Annotated in this window: 24 protein-coding genes, 1 pseudogene and 1 other annotated feature; of the genes and pseudogenes, 15 read left to right on the top strand and 10 right to left on the bottom strand. The window is 36.8% G+C overall.

Features of this window, described 5'->3' with window-relative positions; genetic code table 11:
- Position 1: 1 nt before the first annotated feature.
- Both ACXKY9_RS22795 and ACXKY9_RS22790 read left to right on the top strand, forming a co-directional pair.
- Complete coding sequence (locus tag ACXKY9_RS22795; protein WP_001986686.1) at positions 2-691, top strand: response regulator transcription factor; 690 nt, start codon at positions 2-4, stop codon at positions 689-691.
- Positions 692-812: 121 nt separating this feature from the next.
- Entirely contained in the window at positions 813-1,100 is a 288-nt protein-coding gene (locus ACXKY9_RS22790; protein ID WP_000502934.1) for a hypothetical protein, read from the top strand.
- Between the two features lie 39 nt (positions 1,101-1,139).
- Here ACXKY9_RS22790 and ACXKY9_RS22785 read toward each other — a convergent pair whose 3' ends face one another.
- From ACXKY9_RS22785 to acuA, 4 genes are all read right to left on the bottom strand, one after another.
- On the bottom strand, positions 1,140-2,015 hold the full coding sequence (locus ACXKY9_RS22785) for an alpha/beta fold hydrolase (protein WP_003285496.1): 876 nt from the start codon (positions 2,013-2,015) through the stop codon (positions 1,140-1,142).
- Between the two features lie 215 nt (positions 2,016-2,230).
- Entirely contained in the window at positions 2,231-3,397 is a 1,167-nt protein-coding gene (acuC, locus tag ACXKY9_RS22780) for an acetoin utilization protein AcuC (protein ID WP_000092819.1), read from the bottom strand.
- On the bottom strand, positions 3,394-4,038 hold the full coding sequence (locus ACXKY9_RS22775; RefSeq protein ID WP_000634578.1) for an acetoin utilization AcuB family protein: 645 nt from the start codon (positions 4,036-4,038) through the stop codon (positions 3,394-3,396). The genes acuC and ACXKY9_RS22775 overlap by 4 nt, the downstream gene beginning before the upstream one ends.
- 17 nt (positions 4,039-4,055) lie before the next feature.
- Positions 4,056-4,688, bottom strand: a complete 633-nt coding sequence (gene acuA / locus ACXKY9_RS22770) for an acetoin utilization protein acetyltransferase AcuA (protein WP_000581388.1) — start codon at positions 4,686-4,688, stop codon at positions 4,056-4,058.
- A gap of 176 nt (positions 4,689-4,864) precedes the next feature.
- Between acuA and acsA the strand changes: the two genes are divergently transcribed.
- The 6 genes from acsA (at position 4,865) to tyrS (ending at position 10,134) form a co-directional block, all read left to right on the top strand.
- On the top strand, positions 4,865-6,583 hold the full coding sequence (gene acsA / locus ACXKY9_RS22765) for an acetate--CoA ligase (RefSeq protein ID WP_000862048.1): 1,719 nt from the start codon (positions 4,865-4,867) through the stop codon (positions 6,581-6,583).
- Between the two features lie 84 nt (positions 6,584-6,667).
- Positions 6,668-7,228, top strand: coding sequence for a maltose acetyltransferase domain-containing protein (locus ACXKY9_RS22760; RefSeq protein WP_002101427.1), 561 nt, complete (start codon positions 6,668-6,670; stop codon positions 7,226-7,228).
- A gap of 66 nt (positions 7,229-7,294) precedes the next feature.
- Positions 7,295-7,750, top strand: a complete 456-nt coding sequence (locus ACXKY9_RS22755; protein WP_000066457.1) for a hypothetical protein — start codon at positions 7,295-7,297, stop codon at positions 7,748-7,750.
- Positions 7,731-8,276, top strand: a complete 546-nt coding sequence (locus ACXKY9_RS22750) for an RNA polymerase sigma factor (RefSeq protein ID WP_000057201.1) — start codon at positions 7,731-7,733, stop codon at positions 8,274-8,276. The genes ACXKY9_RS22755 and ACXKY9_RS22750 overlap by 20 nt, the downstream gene beginning before the upstream one ends.
- Positions 8,257-8,502, top strand: a complete 246-nt coding sequence (locus ACXKY9_RS22745; RefSeq protein WP_001293778.1) for a hypothetical protein — start codon at positions 8,257-8,259, stop codon at positions 8,500-8,502. The genes ACXKY9_RS22750 and ACXKY9_RS22745 overlap by 20 nt, the downstream gene beginning before the upstream one ends.
- Positions 8,503-8,579: 77 nt before the next feature.
- Positions 8,580-8,807: a binding site (T-box leader), on the top strand.
- A gap of 70 nt (positions 8,808-8,877) precedes the next feature.
- Complete coding sequence (tyrS, locus tag ACXKY9_RS22740; RefSeq protein ID WP_000512092.1) at positions 8,878-10,134, top strand: tyrosine--tRNA ligase; 1,257 nt, start codon at positions 8,878-8,880, stop codon at positions 10,132-10,134.
- 77 nt (positions 10,135-10,211) lie between these two features.
- Here the strand turns inward: tyrS and ACXKY9_RS22735 are convergent, their stop codons facing one another.
- Positions 10,212-10,499, bottom strand: coding sequence for a YjdJ family protein (locus ACXKY9_RS22735; protein ID WP_113623466.1), 288 nt, complete (start codon positions 10,497-10,499; stop codon positions 10,212-10,214).
- 165 nt (positions 10,500-10,664) lie between these two features.
- Between ACXKY9_RS22735 and ACXKY9_RS22730 the strand changes: the two genes are divergently transcribed.
- A complete protein-coding gene (locus ACXKY9_RS22730; RefSeq protein WP_000050944.1) occupies positions 10,665-10,793 on the top strand; it encodes a hypothetical protein in 129 nt (42 codons plus the stop codon).
- A gap of 96 nt (positions 10,794-10,889) precedes the next feature.
- On the opposite strand, the gene ACXKY9_RS22725 is transcribed toward ACXKY9_RS22730, so the two are convergent.
- Complete coding sequence (locus ACXKY9_RS22725; protein WP_002101421.1) at positions 10,890-11,066, bottom strand: hypothetical protein; 177 nt, start codon at positions 11,064-11,066, stop codon at positions 10,890-10,892.
- 8 nt (positions 11,067-11,074) lie between these two features.
- Positions 11,075-11,857, bottom strand: coding sequence for a DUF6376 family protein (locus tag ACXKY9_RS22720; protein WP_000644808.1), 783 nt, complete (start codon positions 11,855-11,857; stop codon positions 11,075-11,077).
- Positions 11,858-12,172: 315 nt separating this feature from the next.
- On the opposite strand from ACXKY9_RS22720, the pseudogene ACXKY9_RS22715 reads away from it, so the two are divergent.
- The 3 genes and pseudogenes from ACXKY9_RS22715 (at position 12,173) to ACXKY9_RS22705 (ending at position 12,840) form a co-directional block, all read left to right on the top strand.
- A pseudogene (locus ACXKY9_RS22715) lies at positions 12,173-12,417 on the top strand (hypothetical protein).
- Positions 12,414-12,590, top strand: coding sequence for a hypothetical protein (locus tag ACXKY9_RS22710; RefSeq protein WP_001288257.1), 177 nt, complete (start codon positions 12,414-12,416; stop codon positions 12,588-12,590). The pseudogene ACXKY9_RS22715 and the gene ACXKY9_RS22710 overlap by 4 nt, the downstream one beginning before the upstream one ends.
- Positions 12,583-12,840, top strand: coding sequence for a hypothetical protein (locus tag ACXKY9_RS22705; protein WP_001063531.1), 258 nt, complete (start codon positions 12,583-12,585; stop codon positions 12,838-12,840). The genes ACXKY9_RS22710 and ACXKY9_RS22705 overlap by 8 nt, the downstream gene beginning before the upstream one ends.
- A gap of 255 nt (positions 12,841-13,095) precedes the next feature.
- Here the strand turns inward: ACXKY9_RS22705 and rpsD are convergent, their stop codons facing one another.
- Positions 13,096-13,698: a 30S ribosomal protein S4 gene (rpsD, locus tag ACXKY9_RS22700; protein ID WP_000135317.1), complete on the bottom strand. Its 603-nt coding sequence runs from the start codon at positions 13,696-13,698 to the stop codon at positions 13,096-13,098.
- Positions 13,699-14,097: 399 nt separating this feature from the next.
- Here rpsD and megL point away from each other — a divergent pair, with 399 nt between their 5' ends.
- Positions 14,098-15,273: a methionine gamma-lyase gene (gene megL / locus ACXKY9_RS22695; RefSeq protein ID WP_000726606.1), complete on the top strand. Its 1,176-nt coding sequence runs from the start codon at positions 14,098-14,100 to the stop codon at positions 15,271-15,273.
- Between the two features lie 62 nt (positions 15,274-15,335).
- Here the strand turns inward: megL and ACXKY9_RS22690 are convergent, their stop codons facing one another.
- Positions 15,336-15,815 carry a GAF domain-containing protein gene (locus tag ACXKY9_RS22690; RefSeq protein ID WP_000494337.1) on the bottom strand — a complete coding sequence of 160 codons (480 nt, stop codon included), beginning with the start codon at positions 15,813-15,815 and terminating at the stop codon, positions 15,336-15,338.
- A 147-nt stretch (positions 15,816-15,962) separates the two neighbouring features.
- Between ACXKY9_RS22690 and refZ the strand changes: the two genes are divergently transcribed.
- Positions 15,963-16,601, top strand: coding sequence for a forespore capture DNA-binding protein RefZ (gene refZ, locus ACXKY9_RS22685; protein WP_000814921.1), 639 nt, complete (start codon positions 15,963-15,965; stop codon positions 16,599-16,601).
- Positions 16,602-16,612: 11 nt separating this feature from the next.
- Here the strand turns inward: refZ and ACXKY9_RS22680 are convergent, their stop codons facing one another.
- On the bottom strand, positions 16,613-17,557 hold the full coding sequence (locus tag ACXKY9_RS22680; protein WP_002101415.1) for a DMT family transporter: 945 nt from the start codon (positions 17,555-17,557) through the stop codon (positions 16,613-16,615).
- A gap of 124 nt (positions 17,558-17,681) precedes the next feature.
- Here ACXKY9_RS22680 and ACXKY9_RS22675 point away from each other — a divergent pair, with 124 nt between their 5' ends.
- The gene (locus ACXKY9_RS22675; RefSeq protein WP_000362530.1) at positions 17,682-18,521 is read left to right on the top strand and encodes a LysR family transcriptional regulator; all 840 of its coding nucleotides are present in this window, start codon (positions 17,682-17,684) and stop codon (positions 18,519-18,521) included.
- Positions 18,522-18,625: the final 104 nt, after the last annotated feature.

Here is an 18,625-nt window from a genome sequence, read left to right as displayed (position 1 = left end):
ATTGAAAAGAATTTTATTAATAGAAGATGAAGTAAGTATTGCAGAATTACAGCGAGATTATTTAGAAATTAATGATTTCCAAGTTGATGTAGAGCATTCAGGAGAAATAGGTTTACAAACAGCTCTGCAAGAAGACTATGATTTAATTATTTTAGATATTATGCTTCCGAAAATGAACGGATTCGAAATTTGTAAACAAATACGTGCTGTAAAAGATATTCCGATTCTACTTGTTTCAGCAAAAAAAGAAGATATAGATAAAATTCGCGGACTCGGATTAGGAGCGGATGATTATATAACGAAACCGTTTAGCCCGAGTGAATTAGTCGCAAGAGTAAAAGCACATATTGCCCGTTATGAAAGATTATTAGGAAATGTAAGTAAGCAACGTGATACGTTATATATTCACGGAATTTCTATCGATCAACGAGCGAGAAAAGTTTTTATAAACAATGAAGAAGTTGCGTTTACAACGAAGGAATTTGATTTATTAACATTCTTTGTTACACATCCAAACCAAGTATTAAATAAAGAACAGTTATTTGAACGCATTTGGGGATTAGATTCCGCTGGTGATTTAGCCACTGTTGTCGTCCACATTAGAAAGCTACGTGAAAAAATTGAAAGAGATCCTGCTCACCCGCAATATATTGAAACAGTATGGGGAGCTGGTTATCGTTTTAACGTGTAATATACCTGCCGAGTAATTGGCAGGTTTTTTATGTTATTTGTCAAAAGGAAATAATAGGTAATTTGTGTTAAGATATAAAGAGAGATAAAACATAGTAGAGCATGAGAGGGTGTGCTACATTTTGGGAGATACATTACAAGATAATAAATCAAACAAGGTCTTAAGGATTGGAACTAATATTATAATTATTTTATTAATTATTGGTGCAATACAAATGTTTTATGATAAAGATTATACAAATGATCATTTCGGCTGGTTATTTTTAGTATTAGGTTGGATAGTTAGAAGCATTTTTAATATTACGATAGGTTTAAAAGAAGGAGATAAAAAGTCAGTGTTGTTTGATGTAGGTTTGGTGCTCTTTTCCTTTTATCTTTTATTTTTATATAGTACGAAATATTTCTTCTGAAAATTTAGCTCATAGTCTTATAGAGACTGTGAGCTTTCCTTAATAATAACGGTACTGGCGTAACGATTTATAAAATATTTGAGTAGTAGAAGTAAACAGGGTCGCTTCTTCTAAAAAAGGATAATGGTTGCTGTTTTCGAATGGAATGAAGATAGAGTTACGTATCCCATCATGTATCTCGATAGAATATTGAACTGGACACTGCACATCATATCTTCCGCATATAATAAGTGTCTTTGTTTGGATGAAAGGTAAATACTCTCTTAAATCAAATGAAGGATATTCATTGGCGAAAGCGTTCATCCGGCTAACGGACATTGTTTTATTGATTGGTTTACAAAAATAAGAGTTGTAGTTTTCTGGTTTATACAATGATAATTTTGTTCTCTCAGTAGATAGTTCTTTTCGTTCTTCACTTGTAAGGTGAGGGCTTTTTAAGTTTTCGATGTGTTTTTGCATATAATGAAACTGTGGATGTGCTGGGTGATAAATGCAAAATGGTGTTTCGGTATAGTTACTTGCTGCAGCTCCTGCTACGACTAATGATTGTAAGGAATTTGGATATGTAATCGCATATAAAAGTCCAAGCATACCACCTGTTGAATGACCGGCGAAATGCCATGTTGGAAGTTGTAATGCTTCTCGTATTGCTTCTAAGTCGTGGATTGTTTCAATCATGCTTAATTCGTTTTCTGACTGGGCGGTTACAGAGCGACCAGTATCTCGTAAATTAATGAGAAATACACGATGCGTAGCAGTAAAAACATCCGCAAAGTAATCACCAGTTTCATTAAATTGTGAATAGTGATGTGTAATACAAAGCGATTCGCCATTTCCTTTTGTAAAGAGTTCAAATGTACCGCGTTTCGTGTTGATTATTTGTTGTGTCCACATAATATCACGACCTTTTCTCATAAAAGTTGGGCCAGACTGTTATAAAATGAAAATATATCAGCGATTATTAGAATATATCGGCGCAACTCGGAATATATCAGCGATTATCAAAATATATCGGCGTAACTCGGAATATATCAGCGATTATTAAAATATATCGACTTACCGACAGAAAACGACAATAATAGCAAGCTTTAAATAAAAGGAGGCTATTCAAAAACGAGCCTCCTTTTCGTTTAGTATAAAGATTTTGTCATATTATTCCGAATAATTTCAAGGGATTTCGCTACAGTTAATGCGTTTTTTTCTTCAATTTCTGGTTTACGGGGGATAGGTTTATACATGTTGTCTGGATCTTCCCATGTGAGGGGAAGTTCTGTTTCTGCTTGTCCTTTCCAAGCTTCAATCCATTCTGGAGGGAGATAACCTGAGATGTTTTGGATGTTGTTCATTTCGAGCCAAATGAGTGCCCATGCTCTTGGTACGACACGCCAATGGTCATAGCCGCCACCGCCGACAGCGATCCAGCGACCTTCGCAATATTCATTAGCAATTTCACGAGCGAGCTTCGGTATTTCGCGGTAAATATTCATTGTCGCACAAAGATGTGTAAGTGGGTCATAATAATGTGCGTCAGCACCATTTTGCGTTAAAATAATATCCGGTTTAAAGTACGCTGCAACTTCTGTTACAACAGTTCGATATGATTCTAAGAACGATTCATCTTCTGTAAAAGCATCGAGTGGAACATTAAAAGAATAACTATAACCATTACCTTGGCCACGTTCGTTTACAGCGCCAGTTCCAGGGAATAAATAACGACCAGTTTCATGCAGTGAAATGGTGCATACGTTAGGGTCATCATAAAACGACCACTGTACGCCATCACCGTGATGAGCATCTGTATCAATATATAAGACGCGTAAACCGTATTTCTTTTGAATATATTTTATTGCGATAGAACTGTCGTTATAAATACAAAAGCCAGATGCTTTGCCGCGAAAGCCGTGATGTAAGCCGCCGCCCAAATTAAGTGCGTGTTTTACTTTTCCGGAAAGAACAGCATCGACAGCTGTTAACGTACCGCCAACGAGCAATGCGCTTGCTTCGTGCATATTTGGGAACATCGGTGTATCTTCTGTTCCGAGTCCATATGTCATTGCAATTGATTTTTCTAACTTTCCTTCTCCAGCACGTTTTACCGCATTTATGTACTCCTCTGTATGAACGTAGGCGATCTCTTCATCTGTAGCCATCCGTGGTGAGATGATTTGAGAGGGAGAGATGAAACCGCCCTTTTGTAATAAATCATACGTAAGTGTGACGCGCAGTTGGTTAAAAGGATGATCAGGGCTAAATGAATAGCCCCGAAAGTCATCCGAATAAATAAACGCGCTACTCATGCTTGCATCCCCATGATGTTTGGCCATAATACGCGGTAACCTTCTGCTTCAAGTGCATCAATCACTTTTAGAGGATTCATCGTTTGAATGCGGAAAACGAGTACTTTATCATTCTCGTCTTTTGCTGGGTAGACGAGAACGCTCACGATATTTATTTGTAAATCACTAAAAATAGCAACGACTTTTCCAAGAATACCAGGTTCGTTTTTTACTTGAATTTCAATTTGCGAACTTGGTTGATGTGCTCCTGTTAATTTTACTAATGTGTGCAGTACTGTAGATTCAGAAATGATTCCAACTAACTTCCCGGCCTTTGTAACAGGAAGACAGCCAATTTTATTTTCAAAAAATAAAGTAGCAATTTCCTCAACGAAATCGAGAGGATGGCAAGTCATAACAGGATGTTTCATAATAAGTTCGAGCGGTTGCTGTAGCATATCGATTGAAACTTGTTCATCTAGAATAGACGGACTTGCATCTCTTACATCCCGATCAGAAATAATGCCTACGACGTGATTATTTTGATCGACAATTGGAATGTGCCGAATGCCTTTCGTGCGTATCGTTCGGATTGCTGTTTCGATTGTATCGTTTGGATGCAATGTAACTACATTTTGATTCATAATTTCTTCTACAATCATTCCAGTTGCCCCCTTTATTAATACATAAAACGATTGTGAAAACGTAGACGATCAAAAGCTTGAATAGAATCCGTATCAACGCGTTTACCGATGCGGACCATTAAACAGTTGGCAGGATGTGAACAAATTTCAGGATCGTCTGTAGCCATCCATTGTAACCCGCCAGCATTCATCATCTTCTCCATTACTTTTCGGTATTCCCACACATTCAATCCTGTTTGTTTCAAATCCCAGTGCCAATAATATTCAGTCGTCAATATAATGTAATCTTCCATATAATCGTCCATCATAGAAACCTCTAGTAAGTTCTTTCCGACAGAACTCCCGCGGAAGGCTGGGACTACTTCAATTGCCCCAAGCTCAATTAAGTTTTCCATTTTTCCTTCTGACCATCGTTCAAGTGGATCAGGATACAAGTATGTAACATATCCAACAATTGTTTGGTCATGTCTAGCAATAATGAGACGAGCTTCTGGTAATTTAGAAATTTCGACAATTGCTTTATATTGTTGCTCGGCAGGACGAAACGCAATTAAGTCTGGATGAAACTCATACATTTCTAAGTTATGTGTAGAGACAGGACCTTCAATAATTAAAGTGCCTTTCGCCGTTTTTAAGTTTCTAGCATTATATATTTTTTTATGAATCAATGTATTGCTCACCACCTTGAGGGTTTGTGAATCTATTAATATCGTACTTTATAATATATGCGATGTGAATCGAAATTTGTCATTAAAAATTTGTCTAAAAATCAACAAATATACTGAAAATTTTAAATAATGTCATTATAATAGATAATAGAATACATAGGAGGGGGATGTAAAGTATGAAAGTAGAAACGCTTCCTGTCATTAAAGGAGAAAATAATTTGCCGAATTATGATGAGGCATACGCGAATTTTAACTGGGAAGAGGTTAATAAAAACTTTACTTGGAATGAAACAGGCCGAGTAAATATGGCGTATGAGGCAATTGATAAGCATGCGAAATCCGATCGAAAGAATAAAGTAGCTCTTTATTATCAAGATGGATCGCGAAAAGAGAAATATACATTTAAGGAAATGAAGGATTTTTCTAATAAAGCAGGAAACGTCCTTAAGAATTATGGCGATGTAGAAAAAGGCGATCGCGTTTTTATTTTTATGCCACGTTCTCCAGAGTTATATTTCGCACTTTTAGGTGCAGTGAAATTAGGAGCAATTGTTGGACCGCTATTTGAAGCATTTATGGAAGGCGCAGTTCGCGATCGCTTAGAAGATAGCGAAGCAAAGGTGTTAATTACAACGCCTGAATTGTTAGAGCGCGTACCATTAAATGATTTACCGGCTTTAAAAACAGTTTTCCTTGTTGGAGATAATGTAGAAGAAGGCGGTAAAACGGTAGCGTTCAATCCTTTATTTGAACAAGCTTCAAAAGAATTACATATTGAATGGTTAGGCCGTGAAGACGGCTTGATTCTACATTACACGTCTGGTTCTACTGGTAAGCCAAAAGGTGTGCTTCATGCGCAAAACGCAATGGTTCAGCACTATCAAACGGCGAAGTGGGTATTAGATTTAAAAGAAGACGATGTATATTGGTGTACTGCTGACCCGGGCTGGGTAACTGGAACAGCTTACGGTATTTTCGCACCGTGGTTAGTTGGAGCGTCAAACGTTATTTTAGGTGGACGCTTTAGTCCAGAAGCTTGGTATGAAGCACTGCAAGATTACGGTGTGACGGTTTGGTACAGCGCACCAACAGCATTCCGTATGTTAATGGGAGCTGGACAAGACGCAATTAAAAAATATGACTTATCACAAGTGCGCCACGTATTAAGCGTTGGTGAGCCGTTAAATCCAGAAGTAATTCGCTGGGGTATGAACGCATTTGGACTTCGTATTCATGATACGTGGTGGATGACAGAAACAGGTGGACAAGTTATTTGTAACTACCCTTGTATGGAAATCCGTCCAGGCTCAATGGGTAAACCAATTCCAGGTGTGAAAGCAGCGATTGTTGATAATGAAGGAAATGAAGTGCCTCCTTACACAATGGGTAACTTAGCAATTGCGAAAGGTTGGCCATCTATGATGCGTGGGATCTGGAATAACGAGCAAAAATATGAATCTTATTTCATGCCGGGAGATTGGTACGTATCAGGTGACTCTGCCTATATGGATGAAGATGGATACTTCTGGTTCCAAGGGCGTATTGACGATGTAATTATGACGTCAGGTGAGCGCGTTGGTCCGTTTGAAGTAGAAAGTAAATTAATTGAGCACGCTGCTGTTGCAGAAGCTGGTGTAATTGGTATTCCTGATCCGGTGCGCGGCGAAATTATTAAAGCATTTATCGCACTTCGAGCAGGATACGAACCATCTGATGAATTAAAAGAAGAAATTCGTCAATTTGTAAAGAAAGGCCTAGCAGCTCATGCAGCGCCACGACAAATTGAATTTAGAGATAAATTACCGAAAACGAGAAGTGGTAAAATTATGCGCCGCGTATTAAAAGCGTGGGAGTTAAACTTACCAACAGGTGACTTATCAACGATGGAAGATTAAGAGAGAAAGGTCTGAACGAAAAATGTTCAGGCCTTTCTTTTTTATGATATCATGAACTTATATATATAAGTTAAAGGGGATAGTATGATGAAAACAGAAAAAGAAAAGATGATACTAGGTGAAATGTACATACCAGCTGATCCAGTTTTAGTTCAAGAGAGGGAGCAAGCTCGTATATTAACGAGAAAATTAAATGAAACGCCAGAAGTACAATTAAAAGAGCGTAGCGAAATCGTAAAAGAACTATTCGGAACGACTGGAGATAACATTCATCTTGAATCTTCTTTCAGATGTGATTACGGCTATAACATTCATGTGGGTGAAAATTTTTACGCGAACTTTGACTGTACCATTTTAGATGTATGTCCAGTAACAATCGGAGTGAACTGTATGTTAGCTCCAGGTGTTCACATTTATACAGCAACGCACCCGCTTGATCCGGTAGAGCGCATAAGCGGATCAGAATACGGAAAACCAGTTACAATTGGCGATAACGTATGGATTGGCGGAAGAGCAATTATTAATCCAGGTGTAACAATTGGAGACAATGCGGTGATCGCATCTGGTGCTGTCGTAACGAAAGATGTGCCTAATAATGTAGTAGTTGGCGGGAATCCTGCAAAGATTATAAAAAAACTAAAATAATATTTGAACGAAGTGCCTTCCTCGTCTGTATACATTTATGAAAGAATAGATGAGGGAGGCTTTTATATGTCTAATAAATTACTTCTTACTTTTGCTGTAATTGGAATTATAGTTGTATTTTCTTGTGGTCTTTTCTTACCGATACCAATTGGATATAGAGTATCAATGCTTACAGCTGGAGTTATAATGGGTGTTATGTTTTCAATCATTATTCCATTTGATAGAAAACATATAGTACGGAAAAATGGATATAAAATTGATTTTACAAAAACAAAAGTGTATTTTCGCTGGAATGTATTTGACACTATTTCTATCTGCCTTGCGTTGTATGCATGCATATGTGTGCAAGCGTTAAATACTTTAGTTACTATGGGATTTACGATTCAAAACCCATATGTGCAATTTTTTACAAATCAATCACAATTGTGGATTTTTATTGCGATTGCATATTTAATTTCCCGTATTTCATTAACGTTAAAAGGAATAAAGGAGATCAAAAATCATGGCGCAGATTGGGATTGAGGAGGAGCTCATGCTTGCGTATCAAAGTGGAGATAAACAAGCGGGAGAAAGACTATATGTTTTAATCAAACCAGCGCTATACACATTTTTATATCGATTTAACCGAGATGAACAATTAAGTATCGATCTTGTGCAAGATACGTTTTTGACGCTAGAGCGTAAGAAACATATGTATGAACTTGAAAAAGGTAAAATAAAAACGTATTTATTTCAAATTGGTTATCGTCTTATGATTAATAAATTAAATAGGAGAAAAAAGTGGCGTACGCTTTTGCCATTTTTAGTGCCGATTCCGGAAAAAGAATTTTCTCACGAAGATCGGCTCACAGTAAGAGAAGCAATTTTGAAAGTTCCAGAAGAGCAAAGAGCGGTCCTAATCCTTTCTTATTATCATGACATGCAGCAAAAAGAAATTGCAGAGATATTAAACATTCCGATTGGAACGGTGAAATCGAGACTTCATAACGGGATAAAGAAATTGAAACAATTGCTGGAGGTGGACGAAATTGAGCGAAAATCCCTTTAAGAGTGAATATAAGTTAAAGCAACATTTAGATAGTGATCATGTAGAAATACCAGACTTTCCAAAAACGGTAAGTCGATTCGATCGATTAATCGGGTTTCTTGGTTCCCCAGCGAAAGATCCTGTGGAGGCGACCATTGGGAATGATTTATCGATTGTGTTTCATGTATCGTTATTAGTTGGGGTTCCAATTCTTTCTCTTATTACGATACTCTTTATGGTGTTGTAAAGGATTGACAAGAAGGGAAACCTGACCTCTATTTGACATGCCTATATAAATGATGGTATAAAGAAAAGTATATGAATAATTGAGCGTGGAAAGGGAGAAGTAGTGATCATTTCCCTGTTTTAGAGAGCTGATGGCCGGTGAAAATCAGCACATAGATGATCGCGAATTACGCCCCTAGAGCATCTTTTTTCGATTGAATTTTATTCAAAAGGGAAAAGACGGTGCTAAGCCGTTATGTAAATAAGGTGGTAGGCTTTTTTGCCTGCAACTAGGGTGGTAACGCGATAATCAAAATCGTCCCTTATTTGAAGGGGCGATTTTTTTATGTTTTCAACCTTCACGCCAGTAATGAACTTAAAGGAGAGTATGTAGGATATGGGTATTTTACAAGATCTTGAATTTCGCGGTCTAATTAATCAGCAAACAGATGCTGAGGGCCTTGAGCAATTATTAGAAAAAGAAAGCGTTAAATTATACTGTGGTTTCGACCCGACAGCGGATAGCTTACACATTGGTCATATGTTACCAGTATTAATGTTACGTCGTTTCCAATTAGCTGGTCACCAACCAATCGCACTTGTTGGCGGTGGTACTGGTATGATCGGTGACCCGAGTGGTAAAAAAGCAGAACGTACATTAAATACGAAAGATACAGTTGCTTACTACACAGAAAGCATTAAAAACCAACTTTCAAACTTCTTAGAGTTTGAAAACGTGGACAACCCAGCAACGATGGCTAACAACTACGACTGGCTTGGTAGCTTAGATGTAATTTCATTCTTACGCGATATCGGTAAAAACTTCGGTTTAAACTATATGTTAGCAAAAGATACAGTAGCATCTCGTTTAGAAACTGGTATTTCATTCACTGAGTTTAGTTACATGATTTTACAATCATACGACTTCTTAAACTTATATCAGCAACATAATTGCCGTCTACAAATCGGTGGTAGTGACCAATGGGGTAACATTACAGCTGGTCTTGAATTAATCCGTAAATCAGAAGAAGATGCGAAAGCATTCGGTTTAACAATTCCACTAGTTACTAAATCTGACGGTACGAAGTTTGGTAAAACCGAAGGCGGCGCAATTTGGTTAGACCCAGAGAAAACAACTCCTTACGAGTTCTACCAATTCTGGATTAACACAGATGACCGCGACGTTGTTAAATACTTAAAATACTTCACATTCTTATCTCATGAAGAAATTCTTGAGCTTGAAAAGCAAGTAGCTGAAGCGCCAGAAAAACGTGCAGCACAAAAAGCATTAGGTTCTGAAATGACAAAACTTGTTCATGGTGAAGAAGCATTAGAGCAAGCGATTAAAATTTCAGCTGCATTATTCAGCGGTTCTGTAGCAGAACTGACTGCAAGCGAAATCGAGCAAGGATTCAAAGACGTACCATCTGTAGAACGTACTGCAGAAGATACAGTATTAATCGACTTACTTGTAGAAAGCAAAATCTCTCCATCAAAACGTCAAGCACGTGAAGATGTAACGAATGGCGCAATCTACGTAAACGGTGAGCGTACACAAGCATTAGACTACGTTGTAACAGAAAACGACCGCATCGAAGGTAAATTCACAATCATTCGCCGCGGTAAGAAGAAATATTTCTTAATTCGTTACTAATTAGAAACGAATGTAAACAAATAGTACCCCGAATTGTAGGCTGAAAAGTCTATGATTCGGGGTTTTTATGTATGGATTTAAATCGCCGGATCTTTTCTTTTAAATAGAATATAAAGAATTAATATGAGCATATAAAGTAAACTAACTAGCATAACGATAAATGCTGTTGGATAAAATTTTGCCGCATATATAAAGAAATCGATTTGATAAATATCTTGGTAATTTGAAACGGTGCCTTTAAAGTAATTTGTAAACTTAGCGCTATATTTCCATTCATCAGGATTATCTATTAAATTACTCCCCTGATACCAACTCATCAGTGCGGAAGTAATAAATAGCATAAATGAACTTCCGAGTTGAACCATTTGATTTATTGTCAAAAAGAATCCACCTCCCATTTTATGGTTATTATAACGTGCATTCATATGCTTGTAACCATTTTGTTGTAATCTCCTTTTCGAGTTCATACGGAAATCACATGTAAGCGGTATGATAAATGTATAACAACTAGAAAGGAGTGGTAAAACGAAATGTCACTAGAAGCGCTCATTATTTTTTCTTTGCTAAATGCGGGTCAGCTTGCAGAGAATTCGAAGGTGGATGTACATAAAGAGCAGAAAGATGCTTATGTATATGTTCAGAAAGAGGAAAATAAATAACTTTAATATATATAAATAAAGGCTGCCAGAGAAAGGTTTTAGTTTCTTTGGCAGCTTTTCTATTGAAATGTTTTATTCATCCTCATTTTGGAAGCATTAGGTGACTAAAACAACTAATGTAAGTTTATTAATTATAACTACATCTTTATCTTTATCTTTTTCGTCATCATAATCAACTGATTTTGTTTTTCCACCTACAAAGTTAGCTAAAATACTTGTTATTGATTCTGAGTCTAGTAATTTGCCGATCTCAATATTTTGCTTCTTTGGCACATACCCCTTTAAACTCCATTTTGTACATTTTGTATTTCATTCAATGTTGAAGACATTATATCTACATAATCTATCATAGCACCTATGTTTAACTTGGCTGTTTCAGTATCATTTTCATTTAAAGCTATAAATGCTTGGTCTACCATTTGTTTAATTGCTCTTGCATCGTCTCTTAATTGAACTTTGAAGTAATCATACTCCTTAGGAGGTTCTATACTTGCTAGTCTATTAGCTCTCCCACTTACTCTACTTAATTCTCCCTTTAATCCTGTTTGAGTTGTTTTCCACGTTCCATCTTTTTCAGCTAAGGATTTAATAGATTGAACTGCCGTCTTTAAGTCATTAGAAGTATCCTTAATATCTTCTTGATACTTCTCTAAAGGAGAAGATGCACTAGAACCTTTAGTTAACTGCTTATCTCTATACTCTCTTTCCTCAGCTAGTGTTCTACCTTCTCCAATTACAGCTTCTTTTACTGTTTTATCGTTTGAGACTTCATTTTTATCTGTATCCTCTTTCTTTTTCGTTACCTCTTTTTCTTCCTTAGCTTTCTTTTCAGCAAGCAATTTTTCCTTTTCAGCAAGCAATTCTTCCTTTTTAGCAAGCAATTCTTCTTTTTCCTTGTTTAGCTTATCTGCTTCTTTGTCTATTGACTCGTCTTTCTTCTTTTCTGACTCTGAAATCTTTAAGCTATCAGTCTTATTCTCTTCTGTATTGTTCTTAGAACATCCTACCCACGCTACTAACATAAGTGGTAATGCTAAAAAACATATTAGTTTCTTTGCTTTCATTGCGTATACTCCTTTTAAAAAGAATTGTAATTAATTAACATATGAAACTATAACATAAGTTACATAAATAAGATATATAGATATTTCATCCTTAAGAGGGTTTTAACAATATGAAAACATGTATTACGGTTGTGGAGAATCCCACTCCGTATACTTTTAAAAAATTCCTTTATAAATTCCTTAGCGTTTGGGGGCTTTTTTATGCTTTCATAAACTCTTTATCAAAGAAGTTGTTTACGTAACTGATTATTTTTGTAAGGGTATTAATAAAACTCAAAGCGAACTTATCCATATTCATAATGAAAGGGTGATGAAATGATTATTAGAGAAGGTATTGAAGTAACTAGAATAACTTTAGATGGTATGAATTACCGATTCCAGAAGGGGATTCTGAGTTTCTGCTTCGTGCTGGATATTGGGAAGTTGGTGAAAAAGTAGAAAGAATAAATCGTGAGGAAATTCTGGCGGATTATGACAGAAAGGTTTTTCTGGAAGATGGAAAATTGTGTACGATACTCACTTACAAAGGGAATAAAAAGAAAAGATGTGATAGAGGATGAGTGAAGAACAAATTATTCGTGATGAATATGAGTATGTGGTGAAAGTAATCCTTACAAAGGAACAGCGGAAGAAATTTTTAACACCGTTAATACCAGCTGTACGGGAGCTAATTATAAAAAGGAAAGTAGAACAACGAAATAAGCAAAATGAAAGTATGAAAGAAGGTGAATAACAACATTCTTGATATTAAAATAGATGAACAAAAGATTGAAGAACTTTTCTTAGAAGAGTTACGAAAACGGCTAGATCATATTGAACATAGAAAAATGTTTTGGGATATGAAAGAATTGTGTAGACAAACATGTATGAGTGGAAATTCCATCAGAGAAAATTGCTTTTATGATGAACGTTTCCCGAAATTTAAAATAGATGGAAAGTGGTATTTTTCAGCGTTAGAAGTGGAAAAGTTTCTTCTTATGTAGATAAAAGAACAATGAACAATTTTAAAGAAAGAAGGGCTAATAATTATTAATTACTAATAAGATGAATGTACTACGGACCTACAGAGGTTTTATTATTTTACTTACACTTATCCATTTCTATACACACGCCAGCCATATTATTTTTTGCCCCCAGTACATTCTTTTTTATGCTTTATATAAATAAAAAAAGCCCAGGAACCTTGAATTAACAAGGTTCCTAAGGCTTTTAATACGACTCTTTTCAGAGTACCGAGATTAACGAGAGTAGAACTCTACGATTAATGCTTCGTTGATTTCAGCTGGTAACTCAGAACGCTCAGCGTGACGAGTGTAAGTAGCTTCTAATTTGTCAGCATCGAAAGTTAAGTATTCTGGTACGAAGTTGTTAACTTCGATCGCTTCTTTAACAACAACAAGGCTGTTAGATTTTTCGCGAACGCTGATAGTTTGACCAGGTTTTACACGGTAAGATGGGATATCTACGCGAGCGCCATCAACCATGATGTGACCGTGGTTTACTAATTGGCGAGCTGCACGACGAGTGCGAGCTAAGCCCATACGGTAAACTAAGTTGTCAAGACGAGCTTCAAGAAGGATCATGAAGTTTTCGCCGTGCTTACCAGGCATTTTACCTGCTTGGTCAAATGTGCGACGGAATTGACGCTCAGTCATGCCGTACATGTGACGAAGTTTTTGTTTCTCTTGTAATTGTAAACCGTATTCTGAAAGTTTCTTACGTTGGTTAGGACCGTGAGGACCTGGTGCGTAAGGGCGTTTTTCTAATTCTTTTCCTGTGCCGCTTAGAGAGATTCCAAGACGACGAGACAGTTTCCAAGCTGGACCTGTATAACGAGCCATAGTTGACTCCTCCTTTAAAAATGTTTTTATTTACGTAAAATAAAAACAGACGTAATCGATATTTACGGGCATTTTGTTTTCATGTACCTTCGCTCCAGCAGCAGGGAGTTACGAGATACACCTCCGTAGAGGAACAAAATACAAACGATAAACTCACATTACAAGGCTGCCTTTTTATTTTACACAAACGCTATTATATCTTTTACCCAGAGTTTCGTCAAGCGAGTACGTTTTTGTTTTATGCATATAAATTTTGGAAATTAATATAAGAAGGAATTTAAAACAATATAGAAGAAGAGATAGAAACACAAATAAAGCGCTTACATAAAATGAAGGAAAATGTTCATCAAATTTTTATGGATGAATATGCGGCAATAAAAACATAAGGGGGATGTTTTTATGAAAAAGAAGCATATGGAGACAGCGTTAATTCATCACGGTTATACATCTGAGGAACATAAAGGAAGTTTAACACCACCTTTATTTCAAACTTCTACATTTACATTTGAGACTGCGCAGCAAGGAGAGGCGAGTTTTGCGGGAGTGGATCCATCTTATATTTACTCACGGCTTGGAAATCCAACTGTGAAATTATTTGAAGAACGTATGGCGGTGTTAGAAGGAGGAGAAGAGGCACTTGCCTTCGGATCTGGTATGGCAGCTATTTCAGCGACTTTAATCGGTTTTTTAAAGGCTGGAGATCATATTATTTGTTCAAATGGATTATACGGATGCACGTACGGTTTTTTAGAAGTGTTAGAAGAAAAATTTATGATTACGCATTCGTTTTGTGATATGGAGACAGAGGTTGATATTGAAAATAAAATTCGCCCAAATACAAAGCTTATTTTCGTTGAAACACCAATTAATCCGACAATGAAATTAATTGATTTAAAACAAGTGATTCGGGTTGCGAAGCGAAAAGGCTTACTTGTTATTGTTGATAATACGTTTTGTTCACCTTATTTACAAAGGCCGCTTGAGCTTGGCTGTGACGCTGTTGTGCATAGTGCGACAAAATATATTGGTGGTCACGGTGACGTTGTAGCAGGTGTAACAATTTGTAAAACGAAAGCATTAGCTGAAAAGATTCGCCCGATGCGAAAGGATATCGGCGGTATTATGGCGCCGTTTGATGCGTGGTTATTATTACGTGGGTTAAAGACGTTAGCAGTAAGAATGGATCGTCATTGTGATAATGCAGAAAAAATTGTATCGTTCTTAAGAAAACATGATGCGGTAGAAGGTGTTTGGTATCCAGAAGGGGAGTTAGCATCTCGTCAAATGAAACGCGGGGGCGGTGTTATTTCTTTTTCAGTAAAAGGCGGAAAAGAAGAGACGCAAGCGTTTATTAATGATCTTCACTTTATTACAATTGCGGTGAGTTTAGGAGATACAGAAACGTTAATTCAGCATCCAGCAACGATGACGCACGCTGCGATTCCAGCGGAACTAAGAAAAGAAATGGGCATTTTCGATAATTTAATACGCTTATCGGTCGGTTTAGAATCGTGGGAGGATATCGTTTCTGATTTAGAGCAGGCATTAAAGAAAATATCTACTGTTAATCAATGAAAAAAGAGTGAGCTATCGGTTTTGTACAGGACGTACTAAATCGATAACTCGCTCTTTTCTTTTTACATATGTTTTAGGAGTGTTTCCACAAACTTTTCTAAATAGCGCTGATCTAATTCATCAAAACGATTTTTTTCAGGACTATCAATGTCCAGTACACCAATGACAGCTCCTTCTTTCACAATCGGTACAACGATTTCCGAATTAGAAGCACTATCGCAAGCGATGTGACCTGGGAATTGGTGAACGTCCGCTACAAGCTGCGTTGTTTTCGTTTCAGCTGCTACGCCGCAAACGCCTCGTCCAAATGGAATGCGTACGCAAGCAGGCATTCCTTGGAACGGTCCAAGGACAAGCTGATTTCCTTCTGTTACGTAAAAGCCAACCCAATTAACGCGATCTAAAAATTGGTTTAATAATGCGGACGCATTTGATAAGTTTGCGACTACGTTTGATTCGCCAGTTAATAACGCATCCAGTTGTTTAATTACTGTCTCATATTGCTGCACGCGAGATCCTGCATAACTTTCTTTAGTAAACATGGAAACAGCTCCTTTTTTATCGAGATGTGTAAAATATTAGCAAAATACGATGTATTTCACATGACTTTGTCGATAGAAAATTAAAGGAATTTGTCTTAAAAGTCAAGAAATTTAAACTATAGCTGTTCATTGAAGGGAAGTGAGCGCATGAAGCAGACGAAACAAAAAGTAATTGATGCGGCAATATCGTTGTTTAATACGAAAGGTTATGATGGAACGTCGGTGCGAGACATTGCAAAGCGAGCGGATGTGAATGTAGCGAATATTTCATATTATTTTGCTGGGAAGCAAGGTTTATTAGAACAGCTTATTACTGATTTTTTAGAAGGATATATTCATGTGATTGAAATGTCGTTTGAACAGAGAGAGTATTTGTCGGCTAAAGATGTGATGGTGCAAATGGTGCGAGGGATTTTACGATATCAATTTGAAAATAGAGAACTAACACGTTTCTTCTACCGAGAGCTTTCGCTTGATACGACATTAATTCGTGAAGTGATGACCGTTTATTTTTCTAAAGAAAGATATTATATAGAACAAATGATTAGACAAGGACAAATGAAACAAGAATTTCAGAAAGTATCATTTACAATGTTTATGACGCAATTAAAAGGTATGATAAATATGCCGTTTTTATATCCACAATATATATCAGAAGTACTCCATTCTTTCCCGTCTGAGACATTTTTTATAGAGATGTACACGAAAGAGATTGAGCAATGGATGGAACAAGCATTATGTAAAGCGAATATGTACCATGAATGGCCAAGAGCTGTTCATATGTGAAGAATCCCCACCTAACGAACTGAGGTGGGGATTTTTATGTTTACTTTTCTTTGCCATAAATTGTTACATAATAGCGCGATAATTGTTAATGCAGCTCCAGCGATTTCAATTTTATCGACTGTATAACCTCGAAAGATAGAACCAATCAGTGCAAGGATAGGAACTAAATTCATAAATAATATGCCGTTAATAGATGAAATATAGCGATTTCCCATATTCCAGCAAAATACAGCGATAACGCCTGCGATAATCGACATATAAAAGAGTTCAAAACGAACGCTCACAACTGTACGCAGTGACGGCATAGTAACTATATTTGTGTACGTTAAGAAAGTAACAATAACGATGAGTGAAATGGAGCCAAATAAACAAGTTAATGTCGTGTACCTAAGTGGTGACCAAGATTGAAAACGAGCACCCCCGTTTGTATAAATGACCCAGCAAGTAACGCCGCATAGCATCAATATATTTGTTGATAAGTGGCTTGCAGCTCCAAATAGTAATTCAATATTTCCTTTTGAAATGACAAGCATAACACCAAGTAATGCAACGAACATACAAAGGAATGTATAGTTTTGTGGGCGGCGATTTTTCGTTATCCATTGCAGTGATAAGGCAATCAGTGGCATAAGGGATTGAATCATAGCTGCATGGATTGCTCCGGAAGGTCCGGCAAGTTGTTGTCCGTAGAAAACGAGAAAACCATACCCCGCGAAACCGACTGTCCCGTAAAAGAATAGAGAAAGTGTTCTTTTTTCTAAGCGGAGTGAAGTCTTTCCTTCAGTAATTAATAGCAAAATAAGAAAAATAATAGCTGCTGATCCATAGCGAAGCGTTGTGAAGAAGAATGGATCGATAAATTGCAGAGCATTTGCCATTACAGGAAACATAAATCCCCAGGCAGTGACGGCGAGTAAGCATAGAAAGGATCCGAGTAGCATTTGTTTTTTGTTCAAGAGTATCTTTCCCCTTTACATTTCGTTATAGTAAGTTGATGAAATAAGTATAAAGAGTAATTGTTTATAGGAGGAAATATCGATTTCTTATAACGGTTATAACTTTTTGTTAGAGGTGTGTACGATGGATTTGGAGGCAGTACGATCGTTTATTGAAGTGAAGCATACGCGAAGTTTATCAAAGGCAAGTAAGATTTTACATATATCTCAACCAGCGCTTAGTAAACAAATTCAAAAGTTAGAAGCGGATTTAGAGGTTACTTTACTTAAGCGTTCGGCGCAAGGAGTAGAGTTAACGGAGGCAGGAGAGTTATTTATAAAAAGAATGTTACCGATTTTGGAGCAAATAAATGAAGTGAAAACAGAAATGAGGGGGTATCAAGAGAACCGGAAGTTTTCAATTGGTATACTACCGAGTTTAGCGGAGCATTACATATCAGAATGTAAAGATATATTAGGTGATGAGTTCGAAGTGGAATGGCAAATCGGTCATACGGAAGTATTAAGAGATTTATTTAAAGCGCGGGAGATTGACGCGATGTTCATCGATTCAGTAGTAGAAGGTGTTACGTATATAAAAGAAGTGCAACAAGAGAAAATTGTTTGTGCCGTTTCAAATAATCATCCGTACAAAGAGAAGGTAGTCATTCAAATAGAAGAGCTGCACAATGAAAAATTAATTGTATATCCAGAAATATGTGATGTAAGGAAAATGATTATGAACATGTTTCATGAAATAGGTGTAAAACCAACTATAGCTGTGGAAACATCTTACGCAGAACCGATGCTTGCAATGGTAAAAGCTGGCCTTGGTATCACGTTACTTCCAGAAAGGGCAGTAGAGCAGTCTGTAAGGCAAGGAAATGTACATGTAATCTCTGTTGAACCACCACTCATGCGGAAAATTTATTTCGTATCCCATACGAAAGATTGTTTGTTATTACAATCATTTGAGGATAGGTAGTGAGGTAGGCGGAATATTGAGAAAGATTACAATCACATTGAAAGGAACATGAAATTTTTAAAAAAACTAGGTCAAAAACAAACCATTACATGGTATGATTAGTA

The organism is Bacillus sp. 2175 (genome assembly GCF_057812155.1).
The sequence above is the reverse complement of the archived record's forward strand: the minus strand, read 5'-3'. Positions and strand labels throughout refer to the sequence as shown.

Coding starts and splice junctions, on each gene's coding strand:
- ACXKY9_RS22785 (WP_003285496.1), bottom strand. CDS start 2,015: ATGAGAAAAGGTCGTGATATTATGTGGACACAACAAATAATCAACACG.
- acuC (WP_000092819.1), bottom strand. CDS start 3,397: ATGAGTAGCGCGTTTATTTATTCGGATGACTTTCGGGGCTATTCATTT.
- ACXKY9_RS22775 (WP_000634578.1), bottom strand. CDS start 4,038: ATGATTGTAGAAGAAATTATGAATCAAAATGTAGTTACATTGCATCCA.
- acsA (WP_000862048.1), top strand. CDS start 4,865: ATGAAAGTAGAAACGCTTCCTGTCATTAAAGGAGAAAATAATTTGCCG.
- ACXKY9_RS22760 (WP_002101427.1), top strand. CDS start 6,668: ATGATGAAAACAGAAAAAGAAAAGATGATACTAGGTGAAATGTACATA.
- ACXKY9_RS22755 (WP_000066457.1), top strand. CDS start 7,295: ATGTCTAATAAATTACTTCTTACTTTTGCTGTAATTGGAATTATAGTT.
- ACXKY9_RS22750 (WP_000057201.1), top strand. CDS start 7,731: ATGGCGCAGATTGGGATTGAGGAGGAGCTCATGCTTGCGTATCAAAGT.
- tyrS (WP_000512092.1), top strand. CDS start 8,878: ATGGGTATTTTACAAGATCTTGAATTTCGCGGTCTAATTAATCAGCAA.
- ACXKY9_RS22735 (WP_113623466.1), bottom strand. CDS start 10,499: ATGGTTCAACTCGGAAGTTCATTTATGCTATTTATTACTTCCGCACTG.
- ACXKY9_RS22730 (WP_000050944.1), top strand. CDS start 10,665: ATGTCACTAGAAGCGCTCATTATTTTTTCTTTGCTAAATGCGGGTCAG.
- ACXKY9_RS22720 (WP_000644808.1), bottom strand. CDS start 11,857: ATGAAAGCAAAGAAACTAATATGTTTTTTAGCATTACCACTTATGTTA.
- ACXKY9_RS22710 (WP_001288257.1), top strand. CDS start 12,414: ATGAGTGAAGAACAAATTATTCGTGATGAATATGAGTATGTGGTGAAA.
- rpsD (WP_000135317.1), bottom strand. CDS start 13,698: ATGGCTCGTTATACAGGTCCAGCTTGGAAACTGTCTCGTCGTCTTGGA.
- megL (WP_000726606.1), top strand. CDS start 14,098: ATGAAAAAGAAGCATATGGAGACAGCGTTAATTCATCACGGTTATACA.
- ACXKY9_RS22690 (WP_000494337.1), bottom strand. CDS start 15,815: ATGTTTACTAAAGAAAGTTATGCAGGATCTCGCGTGCAGCAATATGAG.
- refZ (WP_000814921.1), top strand. CDS start 15,963: ATGAAGCAGACGAAACAAAAAGTAATTGATGCGGCAATATCGTTGTTT.
- ACXKY9_RS22675 (WP_000362530.1), top strand. CDS start 17,682: ATGGATTTGGAGGCAGTACGATCGTTTATTGAAGTGAAGCATACGCGA.